The sequence below is a fragment of the Candidatus Chloroploca sp. Khr17 genome, assembly GCF_004138165.1.
Taxonomy (GTDB): Bacteria; Chloroflexota; Chloroflexia; order Chloroflexales; family Chloroflexaceae; genus Chloroploca.
Map to the genome: position 1 here is coordinate 58,345 of NZ_RYFF01000028.1, position 22,472 is coordinate 80,816.

The window sequence follows — 22,472 nt, forward strand, 5'->3', positions numbered from 1 at the left end:
GTATGATCGCCTTTTTGCGCTGGCTTGCTCGTCATCTTATCGGTCTGGATTTTGTTGCGGTGGCGGCAGTGGCCGCGCTCAGTGTCGCGACCGAGCAGGTCTTTCCGCTGGCGCTCGGTGTCGCCCTCGCGGGCCTCGCGTTGCGCTGGTTTGCCCTGGGGGTGCCGAGTGTGCGCACGCCCGCCGATCTCACGATCCTGGCCCTTGCCTCGATGGCCCTCTTTAGCCTGACGATCTCGGAGCAGCCGGCGATCACAGAGGTTCAGGTGATGCGCCTGCTGCTTGGCATGGCGCTCTTTTATGCGCTGGTCAATTGGGCCGTGAGCCATTTCCACTTTGGCCTCCTTACCTTTGGCCTCATGCTCACCGGGGTGGTCTTGACCCTAGGCGCTACCATTAGTGTGACATGGATGTCAACCAAGTTGCCGTTCATTCCCCCCGAGGTCTATGGACAACCTTCCGATGCGCCCTACGAGCTTGATCTGACGGTGGTGGCCAATTATCTGAATGAGCGCATTCCACCTGAGGTCGCGCCGTTGCTTGAAGATAGTGTCAATCCCAATGTGATGGCCGGCTATCTGGCGGTGCTCTTCCCCGTGATCGCAGCCCCGCTCTTCTTCAACCTGCGCGGGCTCTGGTGGCTGAGTTTGCCCTGGTTGGCCATTCTGGCCCCAATTGGCGCGATGCTCTTGCTCACTCAGTCACGGGGGGCGTTGCTTGGGCTTGGCGCGGCGCTGGTCGTCTTGCTGATGCTCTATCTCTATGCGCGCCGCCTCGTCTTTGCCGGGATGATCGTGCTCTTCTTTGTGGTGATGGTCGGCCAGGGTCGCTTGATCGAGGTCTATGGGGCACCTGATCAGATCCCGTATCGCGAACTGATCACGGCGCAAATTCCTGATGTTGATCGCGTGACTGATCGTGATCTCCCCGCCCGGATAGAGCTCTGGGATCGAGCGATCCGCTTGATCCGCGATTTTCCCGTCACTGGGGTCGGGATGGGACTCTATTACCCTGCCGTAGAGCAGTATTATCCTTTTGAAAAGGTAGAGGTACAGGATCATGCCCATAATCTGGTGCTCCAGGTCGGCGTCGATCTTGGCATCCCGGGCTTGCTCGCCTGGTTAGCGACACTCTTTGTGGTGATCGGCGCGGCGTTGCATGCTTTTCAGCGCGCCATTGATGTCAATGATCGCTTTGCCACCGGCTTTGCCGCCGGGCTCATTGCCGCCCAGGCTGCCATGCTTGTCCACGGGATCTTTGATGCCGTCACCTGGGGGATGGTGCGCCCCGCCATTCTGATCTGGGTGCTCTGGGGGGCCGCCATTGCCGTACTGCGCTTAACCTTTGCGCGCCCGCCGCAAGCTGCGACTGCTGATGGTGCATAAAGGTCGCCCCCGGTCGGCAGCATACCGCGTACCCCCGATGGCAAGCAATGCAAGCCATATGCTTGCGGTATACTGTACCTATGCATACACATCCTTTACTCCGTGGCGCATGGATTCCTAAACATCTCTTTGCGCTCACGATCTTTATCACCCTCGTAAGCCTTGGTATCTGGCAGTTGCTGCGCCTCGACGAACGCCGTAGTGCCAATGCCGAACGCATTGCCTTGCTCGATCAGGCTCCTCTGACCATCACCGGTACCGAACCCGACCTCGCAGCGCTGATCGGCCGCAAAGTACGGGTCACAGGAACCTATCGCAATGAAGAGAGTGTCGTGCTCAGAGGGCGGCGCTCAGACAGTGGGGTTGATGGAGTCCACTTGCTCACCCCACTCCAACTCAGTGGCAACGAAGCGGCTATTCTTGTTGACCGGGGCTGGCTGCCGAGCAACCAGCGGAGTCCGAGTGACCTGGCGGGCTATGCGGTCGCTCGTGAAGTCACACTCGAAGGATTTGCCTGGGCACCGCAGGTACGCCCCGACTCGCCGCTTGCCCCACGCGACTTGCCCTTGCCAGGTGAAACACGGGTTGAAGCTTGGGTACGCGTTGATGTCGCCGGTCTCCAACAACAGGTTGGCATACCACTGCTCCCGCTCTACATCGAAGTCCTCCCCACGGCTGACGCAGCGACCCTCCCGCGCCCCCCCGATCCCCGCCAGCTCGACGAAGGGCCACACCTCGGCTATGCCCTGCAATGGTTCACCTTCGCCGGAATGATGATCGTGGTCTACACCATCTTGATCCGCCAGGAATTGCAGCGCTACGCGACAACATAGACGCCTGCGGCCTCGGCACCTTCACCGTGGGTGAGGGATTGGCGCCGCTGGTGTCCGACCCCGTCACCGGGTGGGCGCGGCTGGGCCGCTGGTGCCCGACCCCGTCACCGGGTGGGCGCGGCTGGGCCGCTGGTGCCCGACCCCGTCACCGGGTGGGCGCGGCTGGCCGCTGGTACCCGGGCCCGTCACCGGGTGGGCGCGGCCAAAGGTACCCGGGCCCGTCACCGGGTGTGAGGGGTTGGTGCCGTAGGCACCAGCCCCTCACACACATGCAATATACCCAAGGAGTTTGTCGATCAACTGGGGCGGGGCCAGGATAATTGGCTCGGGTAGGCGGTGTTGCACCAGGAGCGCCGGCACATCGACGGGTGCGCCACTGAGGCCCATTACTACCGCACCAGCGGCACGCAGAATCGCAAAACCCGCCGCCAGATCCCAGAGGTTCGCACGCCCGATCAATGCCCCAACCGAACTCCCACGGGCAACATAACAACAATCAGCCGCGACACTGCTCAACACCCGCGTTTTGCCAGGAAAACAGAGCCGAAATTGGCGATGCACATACGATGAAACGCTCATCCAGTCGTTGGGATCAATCGAGGTCACCTGACTGACGGTGATCGGCAACTCGTTGCGAAACGCGGGGCCAGTGGCATCAGCCCAGTAGCAATCACCGAGAATCGGTAACAAAATGACCCCGAGGTAGGGTTGACCATGGCGCAGCAGCCCGACCGAGACACACCAGGTCGGCAGGCCCGCCACAAAAGCCCCCGTGCCATCAATCGGATCAAGGCACCAGACATACTCGCGATCAGTGTCCCCGCTCCCATGCTCTTCGCCAATAATGCCATGATCAGGATACCGAGCCGTAATGCGCTCACGCAGCATATGCTCAATCTCAAGATCTGCCTGGGTCACCAGGCTCAGATCAGCTTTCCGCTGGGCCTGCACATTATTAAAGTAACTCATTGCAAGGACACCAGCTTCAGCCACCCACTCACGTACCGCATCGATGGCAATCTCACTCACAGTGCGCTCACTTTCAGGCAAGCCTTTTTATGCGAAGGGAAGGTTCCAGGCTCCTTTAACTCCTGCCTCTTGGCTCAGATGTCAAGTCTTGCAGCGCAGCCGACAGATCGAAACAGGCTGCCGTTGTCGGGGTCAAGGGTGTGACCGAAACATACCCCTCGCGAACCGCGCCATCGTCGCTCGAGGGGGCAAACGCAGGCACCCGCTCACGCACAAACCGTATGCCAAGATGGCGCTCTTCGGGAGTATCAACGGGTACGGCGACATCTAATTCAACCACATCGCCATAGAAAAAAGCCGACAACTCCGTCTGGCGAAACCCACGTACATCAGCCAGGTCATGCACGTGGGGCACGTTGACATTCAGTACCAGTGGCCCTTGCCCACGGACACGCTCAAGCAACGGAAAGGTCTGCACCGCCGCCCACGTCGCGGTTGCCCAGGGCATCGGTGCGTCACCGATGAACATCTGCGAAACCGCCAGAGCGGGCATGCCCCAGAAGGCCGCAAACATCGCCGCGCCAACTGTGCCACTCAGCAAGACATTGGTACCTGTATTGAGCCCACGGTTGATTCCCGAGACGACCACGTCAGGGCCATCACCAGGGAAAGCTCGTACTCCGGCGAGCACACAACCGACTGGTGTGCTATTCACTGTGTACGCCGCAATACCAGCGTATTCAGGGGCAAGGGGTTGCGCAGGCTTCATCGTCAACTCGCGCTGCATCGGCAACGCCATACTCGTCCCGCTCTGCTCAACCTCAGGGGCCACAATCGTGACGCTGCCCAAGCCGGCATCACGCAGGGCCGCAGCGAGCATCCACAGACCGACGCTCGCGATGCCATCATCATTCACCACCAGTATCTGCATTGCCCTCCGCTCCTTCTGGTGAAGAAAAAACAAAATGCACGCCAAGGTAGCACCTCGGCGTGAACCTCTTCCTATAATACCGCGTTCTGTCTGTAAGCGCTACTATTGCCTCAAAGAGATCGGCATGCTATACTAAAAGTAGTTTGAAGCCGAAACACTACAGCGCGAGCGATCCCTCCGCTCTGGCTACCGGCATCGATCCAGGCGGGCATATGTGCAGGCTGTGGAAGCTGTCGATCCGCAGATGAGTCAAGTATTCGGCACGCACCGCTGGAAGGAAGCAATTATGGGAGATCCTGCGATGGCGAAACGTGCGCATCAGCGCACGCGCACGTTAGCCAGTTCTGGCGGGCCGACTGATAAAGAGCGCGACTATCTCGAGCTTATTTATGCACTCACCCAGAGTGATGAGCCCGTCATTGCCGCTTCACTCGGTCGTCGGCTTGGCGTGCAACCGCCCACGGTGAGCCACGCGCTCCAACAACTGGTTGACAAGGGCTTCATTCTGCGTGACGAACGCAACCAGATCACCCTCACGAGCCAGGGCCAGAAACTGGCCGAAGAGATTGTCCAGCGCCAGCGGGTGCTTGAACACTTTCTCGCGAGTGTGGTCGGCATCCCCTGGCATCTGCTCTATGTTGAAGCCGCCCGCCTTGAGCGCGTGCTCTCGCCCATTCTGGCCGAGCGCGTTTTTAGCCTCGTTGGGCCAGTGACGAGCTGCCCACACGGTAACCCCATCCCAGGGCGCAGTCAGACCTACGTTGGTGATGTACGGCTTGATACGGCCACTGTCGGTACGATGTTTACGATCCAGCGCATTGCTGAAGAAGCTGAAGCTCAGGTTGATCTGATGCGTTACCTCGAACTCAACAGCCTCACCCCCGGAACCCAGTGTTTCATCCCCGATACGTCACCGGTTTATGGCGTCACGTTACGGCGCTGCAACCAGAATATCACCGTCTCACCCGAGGTAGCCGCCGTCGTCTGGGGTGACAGTGCCTTGATTACATGAACAATTTCAGATGGTTCGGTTGGGGCAGCAAAGCTGCCCCAACCGAACCACCAAAACTTATTTACGCGAGCCGGTGCGAATGCCGAACGGCAGGTAGAGTGGGCAGAAGCTGATCACACTCGTTGCGACAAAGACCACGGCCAGGATGCCGAGGATAATTGCCAGCCAACCGCTGATCTGACCAGTGACAATTAAGAGACCAACAACAACCGCTAGCGCGACCCGAATTCCACGATCAATCGTTCCCATATTCTGTTGCATCAACGTGCTCCTTCTCTTTTGTATGCTTGTGAGGATGAGTATACACCCACGCCTCCTCATCTGTCAGTGACAATGTCACCGAAGGAGCCCCATTCCGCAGATTCGTTGGCCTTGCGCCGATGCTCATCTTCCTCAATTCGCCTCAGCCCGTTCGGCCAGGGCCTGGCGATCAAGAATCGTCACACTCCCCCGGGCGACCCGAACCATGCGGTCGTCAACAAAATCGGCCAGAATACGACTAACGACCTCACGCGAGGTGCCAAGCTCGACGGCAATCTGCTGATGCGTAAGGTTGAGCGTCGCCTGCCTCGGGTCACTTCCCCGCAATAAAAACTGGGCAATGCGCACATCAAGACGCCGAAAGGCAATCTCATCAACGACGGCCATCACGGTCGACAACCGTTGCGCAATCAGTTGAAAGACATAGGCCCGCCACGCGGGATACGTATCCATCCATCCCTGAAAACTCGTCTGCGGAATAACAAAAGCCTCGACCACCTGCTCAACCGTCGCAATGGCCGGAAACTGACGTTCGCTGAGCAAGCAACTTGCCGTCAGAATGCAGCTCTCACCACGGGCCAGCCGATACAGCGTCAGCTCGCGCCCGGTCTCCCCGATCTTAAACACCCGTACTTGCCCACTCAGCAGAATAGAAAACGACGTACAGGCATCGCCTTCGCTAAAGATCGTGACCCCCTCAGGCAACCGCATCAGCATTGCTTCATGGCGAAACGCACGGGTGATCGCTGCGTCTGGATGGGCCAGAAAGGGCAGAAGCGCAACCGCCTCAGTCCATTGAGCCTCGGTAATCATGCGTTTAGTTTTCTTTCTTAACTCCTCAAGCTATCGCATCGAGCGAGTCTGCGCAACATGGTCGCACAACGGGGTTGGTGCAATAGGGATGCGCACCACGAAGGCCGAACCCTGATCAAACACACTCGTCACCTCAACCGTTCTGCCGTGCAGATCAACGAGTTGATGCACAATCCCCAGGCCGCGCCCACTGCCATACTCGTTGGCTGTGCCACGCCGATGAACCTGACGGAATTTCTCAAAAAGAGATGCGGGAGCGCGTCGGCAGAAATGCCCAGGCCCGGATCATTGTTTGTCGTAGGGTTTGCCGACCGCAGCCGGCCCAACCGCACGGCCAATCAGACCAGCGAGCACAACCATCGTGACGAGGTACGGCAACAATTGCAAGAATTGGGTTGGGACTGGGACATCGAATACCTCGACATTCAAAATCTGAAACCTGATCCCGAGAGCCTCAGAAAAACCAAAGAGTGACGCCCCCCCAAAGGCCCCGAAGGGTGTCCATTTACCAAAAATCATCGCCGCAAGCGCAATAAAGCCTTTGCCAGCCGTCATGCCGTCATCAAAACTGCCGACCGTTTCAAGCGAAAACCAGGCCCCACCAAGCCCGGCAATGGCTCCACTGAGGGCCAGGTTGAGATAGCGCGTCCGGATCACGTTAATCCCCACCGTATCAGCAGCTTTCGGATTCTCTCCAACGGCACGCATGCGGAGGCCCCAGCGCGTATAAAAGAGAACCACATGCGTGAGGAGTACCAGCACAACCATCGTAAAGAAGATCGGCTTGCCCACAAAGAAGAGAGGGCCAATGATGGGAATCTCGCTCAGCAACGGAACCGAAATTTGCGGCAACGTGACCCGGCCCCCACTTGAATCAACAATGAACTGGCGTCGCAAATACCCGGTCACGCCAATCGCGAGAATATTGATGACGGTGCCACTGATAATCTGATCGGTGCGCAGGCTGATCGATAGCACCCCATGGATCAAGGCCATCATCGAGCCGAGCATGACGGCAGTCGCCACGCCCAACCAGATGTTTCCGGTAAAGACAAAGGCGGCAAAGCCAAAAGCCGCGCCGGTCAACATCATCCCTTCGATTGCAATATTGATAACCCCCGAGCGCTCGGCATAAATCCCGGCCAGCGCACCAAGGGCAATCGGGGTCGCGAGGCGTAACGACTCACCAACAAGGCTTGCCGCATTCGTCTGCTTACCCGCCGCAGCCCAGATTAAAATCGCCGGCAAAATCAGGGCCGCCCCACTCCAGAGCCCCCAGTTGCCCAGGCGATCACGCCTCGGTACAAGGGCGACAACCCCGGCGATAAGCCAGGCCAACCCGATGAGAATCAGCGACAACGCTGTCGGCAACTCGAGCACGAGATTAGGGATCCCAAAGGTGAGCCTCGTCGTCACTGCTGGCTCAACGCCGAGTTCAGAGAAGTTCCCAAGAACGATGAGCAGACCCAGAAGGGTAAACCCGACGGCGATAACCTGACGCCGTGTCACGCCCCGACGACGCTCTGGCATGACCTGTGATCCTTTCGGTGCAGAAGCGGTGCTGATGTTATGATACCATGAGATCCGCAGCAAGCATGCGTGGGGGGGTGAGCAGACAGGGCTGATGCAACGTCCACCTGACCGGAGCACCGTCGGGCTGATGGTTTTACAGGAAATGATCCGCTATGCGCCTGATGCCGTGGGGCTAAAGCCAATACTTTGCAAATAAGGCGGTTGGTTTGACGCAAAGGCGCAAAGGTTTTCGCGTAGGTGAGCGAACCCTTCGCGCCTTCGCGCCTTCGCGTGAGCTTATTTGCAAAGTATTGGGGCTAAAGCCCTCGGCTAGGTGAAGCGAAGCCCGCCTTCGCGGGCGAGACCGAATTCATTTCGGGAAGACCATCAGCCCTCGGCTACGGTTCGCGAAGGCCGCCTGCGCGGCCTCATCCAGCCCGCGCAGGCAGGCTTGGCACGCAGGAGCCGAGCCGTTGACGGCGACGGTGACCCCGGAGAGCTGACGTTGCATCAGCCCTGGGGGTGTAAGACCTCACAGGTCTTCAAGACCTGTGAGGTCTTAGGAGCGCGGGCGGCCCGCCCGCGCTCCCAGGAAGGTAAGAAGAGGAGTTGTGTGTGAGCGACGATAACGTAAACGATAAGCCATCAGGACGCAAGGCCCGTCTCAACATTTCATCCTCGCCAGGTTTACATAATGCGCTCTGGTATTATCGGCAGGTAACAGGGGGCTATGCACGGGTCACACGCAATGCGGTCTTGATCCAACTGGCCCGGTACATGCCCTGGATGCCCGTGAAAAACATGCTCTACCGTCGCCTCGGGATGCGGGTTGCTCCGCATGCCTCGGTGGGCTTAATGGTCATGTTCGATATCTTCTTCCCCGAGGATGTGACCCTCGGCGAGGATTGCATCATCGGCTATAATTCAACCATTCTTTGTCACGAGGTTACCCGTCACGCTTGGCGACGGGGGCCAGTCGTTATTGGTCGTGATGTCACGATCGGGGCCAACTGTACCATTTTGCCAGGGGTCGTCATCGGCGATGGGGCCACCGTGTCGGCGATGAGCCTGGTCAATCGCGATGTTCCGCCCGGCGCGTTTGTTGGTGGAATTCCAATTCGCCCTTTACGCTAGCACTATGCAACATTTTTTACGCCTACTTCACTGGATTTTAGATCTTATTTTACGTCAACCGCTGCTCTTCTGGTCAGCGATGGGGGCCAACCTGGTCGGGGTTGTCTGGGGGGGGTGGATCTGGTACGGGCCGCAACTGGCGGCTGCGCCCTGGTGGGCCTGGCTCTTTATTCCTGATTGCCCTGCGGCGGCCCTCTGGGCTACTATCGCTTTTCTCGGGTTACGCTATGGGCGCTCCTGGGGCTGGTTCAATGCCTTTGCTGCCTTTGCATGTATTAAATATGGCCTCTGGACACTCGCCTTCTGGCTTCGCCACTGGTCAGTTGTCGGCGCGTTTGAACCGCTCGAACTCATGCTCTTCGTCTCACACATAGGGCTCACCGCCGAGGGCGTGCTGCTCGCTCTCCGCATTGGTTCGCTGAGGCTGCCTGTCCGCCTGAGCATCATCGGCTGGTTTGCGCTCTCGATCTGGGTTGATTATGGCCTGGGGCATCACCCCCCGCTCACCTACGCTGTGCCCGTTGCGTTCGTCTTCTGGGTCGCAACAGGCCTGACCACGCTGCTCGGCCTGGCCCTGCTGCTCCTTCCCACGTACATGGAGGTATTAGAGAAGAAGCTATGAGCGAATATCAGTACTATGAGTTCCAAACCATTGACCGCCCTCTCACCGCCCAACAGAAGGCTGCCATGCGCCAACTCTCCAGTCGCGTTGAACTGAGTGCAACGCGGGCGATTTTCAACTACGCGTATAGCGACTTTCGTGGTGAGCCGCTGAAGGTGCTTGAGCAACACTTTGATGCGTTGCTCTATATTGCCAATTGGGGTTCCAAGCAATTGGCGTTTCGCTTCCCCAAAAACGCCCTTGATCCTAAACAACTTCAGCCCTATCTGCTCGATACCGAGGAGGGTTGTTCCGCACAAGTAACGGTAATGTCCACCCACATGCTGCTCAACCTGGAACTGAATGAGCAAGAGGGCTATGGTTGGATCGAAGGCGAAGGTTTGCTTGATCCCTTGATCCCGCTCCGTGAGGCGCTGCTGCAAGGTGATCTGCGCGCACTCTATCTCTACTGGCTCCGCGCTGCCAACGAGCGGGCCGGGTGGTTGATGGAGGAGGAAGATGACGCTGCCGAGCCTTTGGTTGAGCCGCCTGTCCCTGCGGGACTAGGCCAACTCGATGAAGCGCTGCAGGCGTTGGTCGAGTTCTTTGAGATCGATCGCGATCTCATTGCCGCCGCCGCCGAGCAGAGTCCAGCGCTGACGCTGCATGAAGAACCCCTGGACGCTTGGATTCCACTGTTACCCGAAGAGGAACGCAATGCCTTCTTGTTGAGCGTGGTGCAGGGCGAAGCTCATGTTGGGGTTGCCCTGCGCCGTCGCCTCCGCGAGGTGGGCCGTGCTTCCAGCATGGCAGTGCCCATTGGGCCGCAACGCACCTTCGCTGAACTCCAAGCGAGCGCTGAAGTCGCGCGCTCACGGCGCATTCAGCGCGAACGCGAAGCAGCAGCGCAGGCACGGCTCGCACGGCTCGACGCTCTCGCTCAGCGCGAGGATGCGGTCTGGGAACAGATTGCAACCTTGCTTGCCAAACGTACGGCAAGCAGCTACGAAGAGAGTGTGGGGTACCTGGTCGAGCTTCGCGAACTGGCGATCCATCAGCAGAAGCGGGCGACGTTTGACACAAAACTGGCCGAAGTCATTGCCCCGTATGCAAAGTCTACCGCGTTGCAGCGACGGCTCCAAGAGAAGCGCCTAGTGTAATGAGTAGTCTGTAGTAGTGCCAAGAGACCTCACAGGTCTTCAAGACCTGTGAGGTCTCACTTACCCCTCGCCAAAATTCCCTTCAACCAGGCGGGCCAAGGCGTCTATCGCTTCGGCGGCGTCGTCGCCTTCGGCACGAATATAGAGGCGCTGGTTGGTCGAGAGGCCGATCTTCATAATATCGAGCATCGCCTTGGCATTGCCTTCGGGTCGCTCGGGGCGGTCGAGGTTGCGCACGCGCACGGTGCTGGTAAACTTGGTTGCCTGTTGCACAAAACTGGCTGCTGGGCGCATGTGCAGGCCGTGCATATGGCGCACAATGAGGGTCGTCTCGGCGCTGTTCGTGGCCGGCTCAGGCTCCACCACGGCTGCCTTTGCGGGCATCAACGCAGGAGCATGCTCAGGGATATTCTTCGACTCGAGCGCCCGCATCGCAGCTGTCGCCACGCGCGCCAGATTGGCACCGGGATGCAACGCTTCGACCGCCGCCATCAGCGCACCTTCAACGAGCGGCGCACCACTCAAGAGAAAGGGTAGCCCACTCAGTTCCAGGCTGATCTCGGCGCTCATCACGGCACTGCCCATGTCTACTAGTGCCAGCACCCCATCACTGCCGCGAAGTGTTTCAAGCGCCGCGTTGATCAAATCAACCGATGTTCCAAGCTGACCGTCGTGCGTGCCGCCAGCGGCGGCAATCAGCACCTTGCCCTGCGCCATCTGTCCAGCAAGTTCTTTGACCCCCTGGGCGATCGCGGCACTGTGTGAGATAATAAGCAAGCCAATCATAGTTCAAGACCATATGCTTCGGCGAGGATTTCAATCGGGTGTTTACTGGCAACCCCGGTCGCATGGGTGATCTGCCAGCGGCAGGTCTCACTGTCACAAAGCGCTAGATCGGAACCAGAGCGTTTGACCATGTCAAAGAGCTTCGCGCCTACGTCCATGCCAATCTGATACTTCTCTTGCTTCAAGCCGTAGGTTCCGGCAATGCCGCAACACTCGGCATGACTCTCTTCGAGCACCAGCCCAGGGATCAGGCTCAGAACATCCATCGCCGGGCTGCCAAGGCGATGCGCCCGGTATTGACACGGCTGATGGTAGGGCAGATGCCGTTCGATTGGACGAAAGTCCGTCTTCAGCTCGCCCCGTTCGGCCAGGCTGCGCAGAAACTCAAAGATGTCGTAGGTTCCCGCCGCGACGATCTGCACATCTTCGCTATGCAGCGCCAGAATCTCGGGGGCCTCTTCTTTGAGCGTGAGCGTGCAACTCGTGCTTGTGCCGACAATCGGGATGCCCTGGCGGGCATAGCTTACCAGGGCCTGCACATTGGCTTCGTGGGCGCTCGTGGCCGCTTTGAAGTCACCATTCGAGATCAGCGGCAGGCCACAGCACTGCTGTTTTGGCAGCAATACCTCGAAGCCATTGTGTTCCAGCACCGCGATCGCCGCTTTGCCAACATGCGGCTCATAAAAATTGGTGGCGCAGCCGTGGAAGAAGGCGACCTGACGCCGTGCTGTTGTTGGGGCGCGATGCTTGCGGAACCACGCCCGGAAGGTATAGGTACTCGACGCAGGCAGCGGGGCTTTGCGATGAATGCCGATCACCTTCTCGACGGCCCAGCGCGCTGGTGTTAATCTGAGCCCAAAATTCAGCAGCGGCGCATGTGGCCCACAACTCATCCGACCGACCAGGCCAGCGCGGGCAACCAGCCAGTTACGCAAAGGCAAACCACGTTCCGCAACAATCTGGGCCCGCGCCCGTGCATTCAACTCGGCAATCTTCACCCCCGTGGGGCAGACCTGATTGCACACGCGACAACCTGAACAGTAGTCGACCGAAGCATCGGGCACGGGCTGCCCCTCGTGGCGGAACCGCTGCGCCTGCGGGCCAACATACTTTGGCCCCGGAAAGGCATCAGTGACCGCAGCCACGGGGCATGCCGAAGTGCAGATATTGCATTTGATGCAGTGATCGAGCGACTGCGTAAGAGAGAGTTCAATATGATCCATTGCGTACGCCTATCTATGCGCTTTCATTGCCATCTCGGGCCGGTGCGTCGCTAGTGCACGTGCCCCTGGCACTCTATGATCCATCCAAAACCCGCCGTCTCACAGTTGCCCGGCGGCAAACCCCGTGGCAAGCGCAACGCCTTCAAGGCAGCCTTCCCGAATGGGATCAAAATCGGCTAACGCCGAACCCACCACGGCAACATTGGTGTAGACGATCTGGTCAGCCGCGTCAAGCGGGCGCAATTGTGCATCAACGGCAATGCCCGCACGGAAGATCGGGTGCCCCGCTTCATCGAGAAAACGGGCCTGAAACCAATCACTACGGCCAGAGGGCGTCCGCACCGGCAAACCGAGGGCCGTTTCATTCACGACCCCGGTATGCTCGGCCCGCAGACCACCGCCCATCACGCCGCCGGTTGCCAGCACCCACCGCCGCGCCAGATGGCGCTGTTCACGCGCCGCCGCTTCGCTGAAGACAGCGTGAAGATGCGGGTTCGAACCTTCACCGCGTAAAACCCAGCCACCGATCTGCAGGCGCGCCCCAGCTTTCGTCAACGCCTGCTCAAAGGCATGGAAGAGCCGCATCCCCGGCACCGAGGTTGGCAAGGTTGGGATTTCAAAGATCAGCGCCCCACTGAGTGCCTGCAGCTCGCGTACCACCTCGACGGCGTTGTACAACCCGAGCACCGCCGGCAAGCCGATGCGGGCATAGCCACCCTTGCGCACCAGGGCCGCCAGTTGCCGCCCGAGCGCAGCCCGAAACGCCGGACGCTCAAAGAGGCGCGCCACCACCACCGGGCTAAAGTCGTGCGCACGCTCAACCGGAGGCAACTCAAGATAGACGCCCTCGGCAGCATACCCCTGCGCACGCAGGTTCGCTGCGATCAAAGGCGGAAAAAAATCACGGAGCTCGTGCAGGCCGGCAATCAAGGTCGGACGACCATCGCCGAGTTGACGCGCTTCGCCATTGACCATGGTGGCGGGCACAAATGCGGTCGGACGCAAGGCACCCAGGGCCGTCGGCATCAAGAGGTTGCGTCCGGCATTGCCAACCAGCGGATAACCGACAGCCTCGGCCACACCGCGTACCCGTGCGAGAGCCTGTTCGAGCGCTGCCACCCCCGCCAGGGCATAAGGATGCGCAGGCCTTGTTTGCACCAATTGATTGATGGCCCCCAGCGGATCATCAGCCTCGGCGAACAGATCAAGGCATCCAGCCGCCCAGTGGGTGCTCCCATGCCCTTTGGCAAGCACCATCACGCGCTCGCCGCGTTCGGCCCGCCCCAGGGCCGCCATCATCCCAGCGAGGCCCGCCCCTATGACGATCGTCTCATAGTTCATGCTACTACGCCTTCACATACTCGGTTGCGACTGCGGGATTATCGGTCACCAGCCCACCACCCTGTTCGGCAATTGGGCGGAGCCGATCCGCCCCGAGCACGCCAACATAGATCAACTCATCGAGGCGTGCCTGCCGCAACTGATCCCCCCAGAGCACTGGCACCAGGCCCTTCCACCGCGCCTGCAAGAAGTGCAACAGGGCGTCGTTGCTGTTGGCATGGCTGAGCCCATCCTCACCACGACGCTCAAAGAGCAGCGCTGTCGTACGATAGATGCACCAGCCACCCTGGCACGGCCCCATGCCCATCCGCACATCACGGCGAATATCATCAAGGTTCTTGGCTCCGGCATCAATCGCCGCCAGCACCCGCGACCGCGAGGCCATTTCGCATTCACAGATCAGATCGGCAAAACTCTGCTCGTGCTCGACCTCAGATAGATGCTTGCCAAGCCAGTAGAGCGGGGCGTGCTGCAGGGCTTCAACCTCGGCGGCAACACTCGCTCCGGGGCCAGTCGTGCGAACCGGCGGGCGAAAGGTCGTCTGATGTTCGGTCGGCGGGAGCGGCAGCGGCTCCTCGGCAGTACGACAGGGTCGCGTATTGCCCAGGCGCTTGGCAAGCGCATCAACCGACTCTTCCGCCATCAGGCGATACGTCGTCCATTTGCCACCAACAATGGAGAGCATCCCCTCGACACCGTCGCGCTCGGCGTGATCGAGCAATTTGAAGGTGCGTGGGATATCACGATCGTTGGCTACATCACGATCCTTGTAGAGGGGCCGCACGCCGGCCCAGGCGCGCAATGCACGGTACTGGCTAAAACCGGGGATCAGTTTGTCACCCTCAGCAAGCATAAACTGGATCTCATCAGGCTCGATGCCATAGACATCGGGATCAGGCACATGCACATCGGTCGTCCCGATCACCGCCACGGTATGGATCGGCACAATGATGTCGCCATCATCGGGCAATTTGCACCGATTGACCACCGTATTGACCATGCGATGGTTCATTGCCACCATCGTGCCTTTGCCCGGCAGCACCGTCACTGTCACCCCGGCCATCGCCGCAATCTTGCCAGCCCACGCCCCGGCCGCATTGAGCACACATGCACACAGAATGCCGATCCGCTCGCCATTGCGCAGATCCTCCACGACCGCCCCGGTCACCCGATCACCCTCGCGCACCAGATCAACGACATGGTGATAGGTCCAGATCTGAGCGCCATACTCCTCGGCTGACAACGCCGTTGAGCGAGTGGCAAGAAACGAGTCCGCCGAGCCATCCATCACCTCAAAGACACGCGAAATCTGCGGATTGAGCAGCGGCTCGCGGCGCAACATCGCTTGTACCGAAAGCTCTTGCACGGGGACACCGGTGAGGCGGCAATTCTTCACAAAGACATCGCCATACGCCGGGTCATCCCATGGGGTCGTCACAAAAAAGCCAGACGTATCTTCAAGACAATGGGGCATAATTTTGCGCAACACCACATTTTCGCGGGCACACTCGGTCGCAGACTGGGGATCTTTCGTGACATAACGCCCCCCCGAATGGAGCAAACCGTGGTAACGTCCGGTCGTACCGTGGGTCAGATCACCCTTCTCGACCAGAATCGTCCTGATGCCACGCATCGCTAGGTCACGCGCACACCCCGTTCCTGTCGCCCCGCCGCCAATCACCAGCACATCTGTCTCTATTGTTCGCATAAGCTTTTCCCGGCGTTAGACAAGGAAATAGGAAATAGGAAATAGGAGCTAGCTCCGACGCGATCAGCGCGTGGTGAGCCAGGCGACCCTGGCTCACCACACCGGCAGGTTACTCGATCCAGTCGAAAGTGCGGGTCACCGCCTTCTTCCACTGCGTAAAGAGCGTATCACGCTGATCGGCGCCCATCTGGGGTTCCCAACGCTTATCCATGCCCCAGTTGGCCCGCATTTCGTCGGTATTCTTCCAGTAGCCCGTCGCGAGGCCAGCCGCATAGGCTGCCCCGAGCGCCGTCGTCTCGGCGACCATCGGGCGCACCACCGGCACGCCGAGGATATCGGCCTGGAACTGCATCAGCAGATTGTTGTAGACCATGCCACCGTCAACCTTGAGTTCCTTGAGCGTCACACCCGAGTCCTTCTCCATCGCATCAAGGACTTCGCGGGTCTGATAGGCCGTCGACTCGAGCACAGCCCGGGCAATATGGCCCTTGTTGATAAAGCGGGTCAGACCAACCATGACGCCACGGGCATCCGAGCGCCAGTAGGGGGCAAAGAGCCCCGAGAAGGCGGGCACAATATACATGCCGCCATTGTCTTTAACGGTACGCGCCAGATTCTCGACATCGGGGGCGGTATTGATCATGCCGAGGTTATCGCGCATCCACTGCACGAGCGAACCAGTGACGGCAATCGACCCCTCAAGCGCCCAGATCGCCGGCTCATTGCCAAACTTATAGGCTGGCGTCGTCAACAGACCACTCTTGGAATGAACAAGACTCGTGCCGGTATTGAGCAACATAAAGTTGCCGGTACCATACGTGTTCTTGGCTTCGCCGGGGCTATAACAGGCCTGGCCCACTGTCGCCGCCTGCTGGTCACCGAGAATGCCCGCCAGCGGCACCCCACTGAGCACCCCACGGCAAGCGCCATAGACCTCGCTCGATGAACGGATCTGCGGGAGCATCGAACGTGGAACACCCATAATCCCGAGGATCTCATCATCCCAATCGAGCGTCTCCATGTTCATCAGCATCGTCCGCGATGCATTCGAGACATCGGTAATATGGAGACCGCCCTCGACCCCGCCGGTGAGATTCCATGCCACCCAGGTATCCATATTGCCAAAGAAAAGCTCACCGGCTTCGGCAGCCGCACGCGCACCCTCAACATTGTCGAGGATCCAGCGGATCTTCGGGCCCGAGAAATAGGTTGCCAGGGGCAGACCAACCTTCGCCCGGAAGCGATCCTGGCCGCCATCCTTCGCAAACATATTGACCAACTGATCGGTACGTGTATCCTGCCAGACAATCGCATTGTAGACCGGCTTGCCCGTCTTGCGATTCCAGACCACCGTCGTCTCGCGCTGATTGGTAATGCCAACCGCCGCAAGATCGCTGGCCGCGAGCGAGGCCTTTTCGAGCGCCCCGATAATCACGCCCTGCGTGCGCTGCCAAATCTCATCGGGATCGTGCTCAACCCAACCGGGCTGCGGAAAGATCTGCGTATGCTCACGCTGATCGACATTCACGACCTTGCCATCGTACGTAAAGATCATACACCGCGTACTCGTCGTCCCCTGGTCAATTGCAGCGACATACTTTGTCATACGAAAAGACTCCTTTGTCTGTAGCCTGGCCATACAAAGCCAGACCAGTTTGTGCTTAGCGAGGGCAGCAGGTGCCTTCAGCCGTAGCGACGACCCCTGCACACCCTTCTCAGCATACTATTGTGAAGCTTCCAGCACCTCAAGCAGCGCCTGGGCCATCAGAAAAGCCGAGGTTGCCCCAGGGTCTTGATGACCGATCGATCGCTCGCCGAGGTATGACGCACGGCCTTTGGTGGCGAGCATCGGAATGGTCGCCTCCATCCCGGCCTGACAGGCCGCGACAGCCTTGCGCAACGACGTTAGCAGATCATCACCGGCAGCGCGTGCCGCTTTCAGCGCATCAACCGCCGGCCCGATCGCATCAATCATTGTCTTTTCACCCCGTGTCGACTTGCCACGAGCCTGAATACCCTCAAGCGCCGCCTCGATGACGACCGCGAGATCATCCACGGTCAACTCGAAGCGATCAGCCGACGCCATACCTGCCCGCAGAAACGCCGTACCATAGAGCGGTCCACTCGCCCCGCCCACCGTCGAAACCAGCGTTGTGCCAACGGTCTTGAGGATCGTCCCAATATCCTTATCCGCCACACTCGGCAGCTTGGTCAACACGGTCGTAAAACCGCGATCAAGGTTCACGCCATGATCGGCATCACCAATCGCCGAGTCGAGTTGGGTCAGATAGTCGCGTTGTTCTTTCACGCGCATGGTGATCGTTTCGATGAACTTGATGACGTGATCGGCTGTGATCTGCATAGCTACCTCTACCTTACCGTTGTTGTGACCCGGCATACGCTGACGTTAATAACCCCAACGGAGCGCAGGCGTCAGCACGGGAGCATCCCAAAACTTCGTCAACTCATCATCCAACTTGAGCAACGTGAACGAGCAGCCGGCCATCTCAAGCGAGGTAATATAGCTCCCGATCAGTCTGCGACTAATTGTGATCCCCTGGCCTGCCAGGATCTTATGCAGTTCGTTGTACATCAGATAGAGCTCGATCAGCGGTGTGCCCCCCATGCCATTGACAAACGCCAGCACGTGGTCGCCCTGCTTGAACGGCAGATCCTCAAGAATTGGCGCAGCCAGCATCGCGGCGATATCGGCGGCATGGCCCACCTTCACCCGCGTACGACCAGGCTCACCGTGAATGCCAATGCCAATCTCCATCTCATCGTCGGGCAGATCGAAGGTTGGCTTGCCGGCGTGAGGCACCACACAACTGGTGAGCGCCATACCCATGCTCCGCCCGTGGGCATTGACCTTCTCGGCCAGGCGTTTGATCGCGGCGAGATCGGCCCCCGCCTCGGCAGCGCCCCCGACAATCTTCTCCATCAGCACCGTCACGCCAACACCGCGGCGTCCGGCGGTATAGAGACTATCTTTGACGGCGACATCATCATTCGTCACCACACTGGCAACCTCAATGCCCTCGGCAGCCGCCAGTTCAGCAGCCATCTCGAAGTTCATCACGTCGCCGGTATAGTTCTTGACAATGTGCAAAACACCCTTGCCCGCACTGACCGCCTTGGTGGCCGCCAGCATCTGATCGGGCACCGGCGAGGTAAAGACCGCCCCGGGGCAAGCGGCATCAAGCATGCCCTTGCCGACAAAACCACCGTGCATTGGCTCGTGACCCGAGCCGCCACCCGAGACCAGACCGACCTTATTGGCAATCGGCGCATCAGCGCGCACGATGAAATCGGGGTCGTAATGCACCGTCAACAGATCGGCATGGGCATCAGCCATGCCCGCGAGCGCCTCTTTGACAACCTGCTCGGGTGCATTGATCAACTTCTTCATACAAGATCTCCTCTTGCAACGTCGTTTACATTCCCAAAGCCATCGCGAGCACAGCGGCAATCACGCCACCGACCAGCGGGCCAACCACAGGCACCCACGAGTAGGACCAATCTGAGTCGCCCTTGCCAGCAATCGGCAGAATCGCATGGGCAATGCGCGGACCCAAGTCACGCGCCGGGTTAATCGCGTATCCCGTCGGGCCACCAAGCGAGAGGCCAATGCCCCACACAAGCGCAGCAACAAGATAGGGACCAACACCCGCAGCAGGCGAACCGGCCGTTGCACCGTTGGCGCTGAAGATCGCGAAAATTACAAAGACGAGGACGAAGGTACCAATAATCTCAGTGACGACGTTCGAAGCGGGATTGCGAATGGCAGGACCCGTGCTGAAACAGGCGAGTTTGGCCCCAGGATCTTTGGTCACTGACCAGTGCGGCAGATAGGCTACCCAGACCAGCGTCGCCCCAATGATGGCACCAATCATCTGGGCAACCATGTGCAGCAGGCCAGTCATCACATCATAGCCACCACGCACCACCACGGCAATGGTGACAGCAGGATTGAGATCAGCCCCGGGGCTACCAAGCGCAGCAGCAGTAAAAACGCCGGCCATAACCGCAAAAGCCCAGCCGGTTGTAATGACAATCCAGCCAGCACTATTGCCCTTGGTTTGGTTCAAGACCACGTTCGCAACCACACCATTGCCGAGCAAAACGAGGATCATTGTCCCAAAGAGTTCACCCACAAACGAGGAGGGCATAGGTTCTGTCCTTCTTCTATGAAACACGAAAACCAGCGACTGTGCGAATCATCGTTGATACAGGACTTCGCCGGGCAAAGCAGATCTTTGCGCTGGCAAGGCCGACACGCCACATGGTGACCATCACGGTCAACCTACGACCAGTGGATTTTCACCCCCTCTCGGACAGACACTTGATAGCTTTTGGGCATGGCAAAGCTAGCTCCGATCACCCTGATCGGTTCCAGAGCAAAAGCTGCCCTCACATTCGTGCAACGAGACAAGCGGAAGGAAGATCCTTGCAACGATAGCTCTCGGTAAGCGAGAAAGATGTTGCTGCGAAGAAGCAGAAGATGCCGCTCGTCGTTGAGTTGCAAGAGATAGCCAGCGTTGATATACCAGGATGAGCCTGACAAAAGCAAGCATAACAGATCAGGCCTAGCAGCGTCAAGCATTTGCACAGCGTAGTTATCCTGAAAACTGTTTCACTATTGCAACAACATGTTGCACTTTATTTCACAAAGCCCGTCCAAAAATCATCACGGGCGAGGCCATAGCGGGTCATTTTGCGCCAGAGCGTCGCCCGACTGATGCCAAGCAACGCTGCGGTACGTCCGAGATGGCCGCTGGCCTGGCGTCCGGCCCGCAGAATAGCATCGCGCTCGGTAAAGCGGTTATGTTCATCAAGCCGTGCAATCGGCGGCCCATCAAGGGGCATGGCCCCCCGCGCAATGCCTGGCGGCAGATCATCAAGGGTCAGCACACTCTTCTCGCTGCTCGACAGCGCACGCTCAAGCACCAGTTCAAGCTCGCGCACATTGCCAGGCCAGGGATAGACCTGCAACGCATGCAGCGCCTCGGGTTCCAAAGCCACCTGCCGCCCTAGGCGTTCACCAAGCAGACCCAGCAGATGGGTCACCAGTAACAGCAGATCATCGCCGCGTTCGCGCAGCGGGGGGATCACCACTTCCAAGGTTGACAAACGCGCCAAGAGATCGGCACGAAAGCGTCCTTCATAGACATGGCGTTCAAGATCGCTGCCAGCCGTTGCAATAATGCGCACATCAATGGGTACCACCCGGACACTGCCACTGCGCATCATCCGGCGCATCTCAATCGCTCGCAGCAGGCCCGTTTGCAACTCCATCGGCAATGCATCAACATCTTCGAGATAGAGCACCCCGGCCTGGGCGAGTTCGATTTTACCAGGACGGCCCTGATGGCGGGCATCAAGCGGATCGCCCTCGACGCCAAATAGTTCACCAGCGAGCAGCGGTCGTGGCACCGCCGCACAATTCAAGCCCACAAAAGGCCCATCGGCACGCGCACTCGCATTATGGATCGCCTGCGCAAGCACCTCTTTGCCGACGCCCGCCTCACCACGCAGCAACATGCTCCCCGAGCCATTCGCCGCCAGGTGGGCCTGATGGAGCGTCGCCAGCATCGCCGGACTCTGCCCAATGATATCGCGAAAGGTAAAGCGCGCCTCGGCCCCAACGACTCGATGCACCAGCCGATGGAGGCTTTGTGTGGGGCGCAGCGTCACCAGGGCACCGAGGTAACGTCTGCCATAATCATGCACCGGACGCAACGCGCAGACCAGACCGTTGACTCCCTTCCGCACCGGCCAGAGCACCTCTTGCTCGACGAGCTCACTCCCTTCCTGCAGCGCCTGATATACGAGCGGCGGTGGATTGAGCACCGTCACAAACGGACGTCCGGCCACACTCCGCACACTCACCCCCAGCAGACCGGCAGCGTGGCTATTGATACGCCGGATCTCTTCATTGGGGCCAACAAAGATCACGCCCTCGCTCATCGCCTCGAGCGCCGCATAGAGTTCGGCCAGTTGATCATTGGCTTCGGCAAGCAACTGTTCCGCACGCAACTGATTCTGCAGGGCCTGCGCAGCGGCAATCGCCATGCCGAGCGCATAGGGATGGGCATCCGGGGCGGCCATCAGGAGTGCGATCACCCCCATTGGATCGCCCTCGGCACGAAAGAAAGGCGCGGCGGCGAGGGCAAGGGGGCGTAGACTCAGGTGATAATGCTCATCACCCACCGTCCAGAGTGGCTGGGCCTCACGTAGCGCAAGGTCGACCGCATTTGTGCCTGCAACGCTCTCTTCTAACTGGACAAGTGGGCGCACACCACACTGCAACGCCAGTTCAAGCAACCCGGGATCACCAGCAAGCTCAACAACACAAGCTGACGCATCAGCAAGCAACACCACGAACCCTGGACGCTCGATCAACTGATACAAATCCTCAATTGACGAACGCGCCAAGGCCAGCAGGTGCTGTTGGTGCGCATCCAGCGCCGCCTGCCCAGTCAGCGGTTGATCCACGGCCTGCCCACGGGCAAGGCACCGTTGCCACGCATGACGAAGAAGAGGGGTCATCATTTTTCATCCTTATCAATCGCCAGGCCCCGAGATCTATTGTACTGCATCGGGGTTGCGTCGCCAGGCACCTTGCTCACACTGGTCGGTTGAGCGCCGTAGGCGCTCAACCGACCAGCACCATTTGTACTGTTGCAACATTGCCCCGGTTTATGGTACAATTGGGTTCAATTCCAGGGCTCTCCCGCACTTTCCGTGCAGGAGGCGTCGCTCAGGAAGCGCGAGCGAGGACGCGGCGACGGAGCAGGTCAAAC

At 59.2% G+C, this 22,472-nt stretch carries 20 protein-coding genes and 1 pseudogene; 6 read left to right on the top strand and 15 right to left on the bottom strand.

Features of this window, described 5'->3' with window-relative positions; genetic code table 11:
* Nucleotides 1-2: 2 nt before the first annotated feature.
* Together EKD05_RS16080 and EKD05_RS16085 are read left to right on the top strand one after the other, a co-directional pair.
* Nucleotides 3-1,385, top strand: coding sequence for an O-antigen ligase (locus tag EKD05_RS16080; RefSeq protein ID WP_129674538.1), 1,383 nt, complete (start codon nucleotides 3-5; stop codon nucleotides 1,383-1,385).
* A gap of 80 nt (nucleotides 1,386-1,465) precedes the next feature.
* Nucleotides 1,466-2,218 carry an SURF1 family protein gene (locus EKD05_RS16085; RefSeq protein ID WP_129674540.1) on the top strand — a complete coding sequence of 251 codons (753 nt, stop codon included), beginning with the start codon at nucleotides 1,466-1,468 and terminating at the stop codon, nucleotides 2,216-2,218.
* Between the two features lie 261 nt (nucleotides 2,219-2,479).
* Here EKD05_RS16085 and EKD05_RS16090 read toward each other — a convergent pair whose 3' ends face one another.
* On the bottom strand, nucleotides 2,480-3,247 hold the full coding sequence (locus EKD05_RS16090) for an inositol monophosphatase family protein (protein WP_240695817.1): 768 nt from the start codon (nucleotides 3,245-3,247) through the stop codon (nucleotides 2,480-2,482).
* A gap of 55 nt (nucleotides 3,248-3,302) precedes the next feature.
* Complete coding sequence (surE, locus tag EKD05_RS16095; protein ID WP_129674542.1) at nucleotides 3,303-4,118, bottom strand: 5'/3'-nucleotidase SurE; 816 nt, start codon at nucleotides 4,116-4,118, stop codon at nucleotides 3,303-3,305.
* A 286-nt stretch (nucleotides 4,119-4,404) separates the two neighbouring features.
* Between surE and EKD05_RS16100 the strand changes: the two genes are divergently transcribed.
* Nucleotides 4,405-5,130, top strand: coding sequence for a metal-dependent transcriptional regulator (locus EKD05_RS16100; RefSeq protein ID WP_240695818.1), 726 nt, complete (start codon nucleotides 4,405-4,407; stop codon nucleotides 5,128-5,130).
* Between the two features lie 57 nt (nucleotides 5,131-5,187).
* Here EKD05_RS16100 and EKD05_RS16105 read toward each other — a convergent pair whose 3' ends face one another.
* From EKD05_RS16105 to EKD05_RS16120, 4 genes and pseudogenes are all read right to left on the bottom strand, one after another.
* Nucleotides 5,188-5,391 carry a DUF2892 domain-containing protein gene (locus tag EKD05_RS16105; protein ID WP_129674545.1) on the bottom strand — a complete coding sequence of 68 codons (204 nt, stop codon included), beginning with the start codon at nucleotides 5,389-5,391 and terminating at the stop codon, nucleotides 5,188-5,190.
* Nucleotides 5,392-5,523: 132 nt separating this feature from the next.
* Nucleotides 5,524-6,204, bottom strand: coding sequence for a Crp/Fnr family transcriptional regulator (locus tag EKD05_RS16110; RefSeq protein WP_129674547.1), 681 nt, complete (start codon nucleotides 6,202-6,204; stop codon nucleotides 5,524-5,526).
* Between the two features lie 30 nt (nucleotides 6,205-6,234).
* A pseudogene (locus EKD05_RS27230) lies at nucleotides 6,235-6,441 on the bottom strand (ATP-binding protein); the annotation flags it as partial.
* Between the two features lie 48 nt (nucleotides 6,442-6,489).
* Nucleotides 6,490-7,734 carry an ABC transporter permease gene (locus EKD05_RS16120; RefSeq protein ID WP_129674549.1) on the bottom strand — a complete coding sequence of 415 codons (1,245 nt, stop codon included), beginning with the start codon at nucleotides 7,732-7,734 and terminating at the stop codon, nucleotides 6,490-6,492.
* Between the two features lie 597 nt (nucleotides 7,735-8,331).
* Here EKD05_RS16120 and EKD05_RS16125 point away from each other — a divergent pair.
* The 3 genes from EKD05_RS16125 to EKD05_RS16135 are packed head-to-tail and all read left to right on the top strand — an operon-like array spanning nucleotide 8,332 to nucleotide 10,611.
* Nucleotides 8,332-8,850 (top strand): DapH/DapD/GlmU-related protein, encoded by a 519-nt coding sequence (locus EKD05_RS16125; RefSeq protein WP_305038305.1) that lies wholly within the window; start codon nucleotides 8,332-8,334, stop codon nucleotides 8,848-8,850.
* 4 nt (nucleotides 8,851-8,854) lie between these two features.
* On the top strand, nucleotides 8,855-9,472 hold the full coding sequence (locus tag EKD05_RS16130) for a DUF1405 domain-containing protein (RefSeq protein ID WP_129674553.1): 618 nt from the start codon (nucleotides 8,855-8,857) through the stop codon (nucleotides 9,470-9,472).
* Nucleotides 9,469-10,611: a hypothetical protein gene (locus EKD05_RS16135; RefSeq protein WP_129674555.1), complete on the top strand. Its 1,143-nt coding sequence runs from the start codon at nucleotides 9,469-9,471 to the stop codon at nucleotides 10,609-10,611. The genes EKD05_RS16130 and EKD05_RS16135 overlap by 4 nt, the downstream gene beginning before the upstream one ends.
* A gap of 60 nt (nucleotides 10,612-10,671) precedes the next feature.
* Here EKD05_RS16135 and dhaM read toward each other — a convergent pair whose 3' ends face one another.
* The 9 genes from dhaM to EKD05_RS16180 all read right to left on the bottom strand — a co-directional run bounded on the left by dhaM (nucleotide 10,672) and on the right by EKD05_RS16180 (nucleotide 22,221).
* Nucleotides 10,672-11,397 (bottom strand): dihydroxyacetone kinase phosphoryl donor subunit DhaM, encoded by a 726-nt coding sequence (dhaM, locus tag EKD05_RS16140; RefSeq protein ID WP_129674557.1) that lies wholly within the window; start codon nucleotides 11,395-11,397, stop codon nucleotides 10,672-10,674.
* Complete coding sequence (locus tag EKD05_RS16145; protein ID WP_129674559.1) at nucleotides 11,394-12,620, bottom strand: anaerobic glycerol-3-phosphate dehydrogenase subunit C; 1,227 nt, start codon at nucleotides 12,618-12,620, stop codon at nucleotides 11,394-11,396. Before EKD05_RS16145 ends, dhaM begins: the two co-directional genes overlap by 4 nt.
* 99 nt (nucleotides 12,621-12,719) lie before the next feature.
* Nucleotides 12,720-13,961: a glycerol-3-phosphate dehydrogenase subunit GlpB gene (glpB, locus tag EKD05_RS16150; RefSeq protein WP_129674561.1), complete on the bottom strand. Its 1,242-nt coding sequence runs from the start codon at nucleotides 13,959-13,961 to the stop codon at nucleotides 12,720-12,722.
* A 4-nt stretch (nucleotides 13,962-13,965) separates the two neighbouring features.
* Nucleotides 13,966-15,669 (bottom strand): anaerobic glycerol-3-phosphate dehydrogenase subunit GlpA, encoded by a 1,704-nt coding sequence (gene glpA / locus EKD05_RS16155; RefSeq protein ID WP_129674563.1) that lies wholly within the window; start codon nucleotides 15,667-15,669, stop codon nucleotides 13,966-13,968.
* Between the two features lie 109 nt (nucleotides 15,670-15,778).
* Nucleotides 15,779-17,275: a glycerol kinase GlpK gene (gene glpK / locus EKD05_RS16160; protein WP_129674565.1), complete on the bottom strand. Its 1,497-nt coding sequence runs from the start codon at nucleotides 17,273-17,275 to the stop codon at nucleotides 15,779-15,781.
* A gap of 117 nt (nucleotides 17,276-17,392) precedes the next feature.
* Nucleotides 17,393-18,031: a dihydroxyacetone kinase subunit DhaL gene (gene dhaL, locus EKD05_RS16165; RefSeq protein WP_129674567.1), complete on the bottom strand. Its 639-nt coding sequence runs from the start codon at nucleotides 18,029-18,031 to the stop codon at nucleotides 17,393-17,395.
* A gap of 45 nt (nucleotides 18,032-18,076) precedes the next feature.
* Nucleotides 18,077-19,078 carry a dihydroxyacetone kinase subunit DhaK gene (gene dhaK, locus EKD05_RS16170; protein WP_129674569.1) on the bottom strand — a complete coding sequence of 334 codons (1,002 nt, stop codon included), beginning with the start codon at nucleotides 19,076-19,078 and terminating at the stop codon, nucleotides 18,077-18,079.
* Nucleotides 19,079-19,103: 25 nt separating this feature from the next.
* Entirely contained in the window at nucleotides 19,104-19,838 is a 735-nt protein-coding gene (locus EKD05_RS16175) for an MIP/aquaporin family protein (RefSeq protein WP_129674571.1), read from the bottom strand.
* A 490-nt stretch (nucleotides 19,839-20,328) separates the two neighbouring features.
* Complete coding sequence (locus EKD05_RS16180; protein ID WP_129674573.1) at nucleotides 20,329-22,221, bottom strand: sigma-54-dependent Fis family transcriptional regulator; 1,893 nt, start codon at nucleotides 22,219-22,221, stop codon at nucleotides 20,329-20,331.
* Between the last annotated feature and the right edge of the window lie 251 nt (nucleotides 22,222-22,472).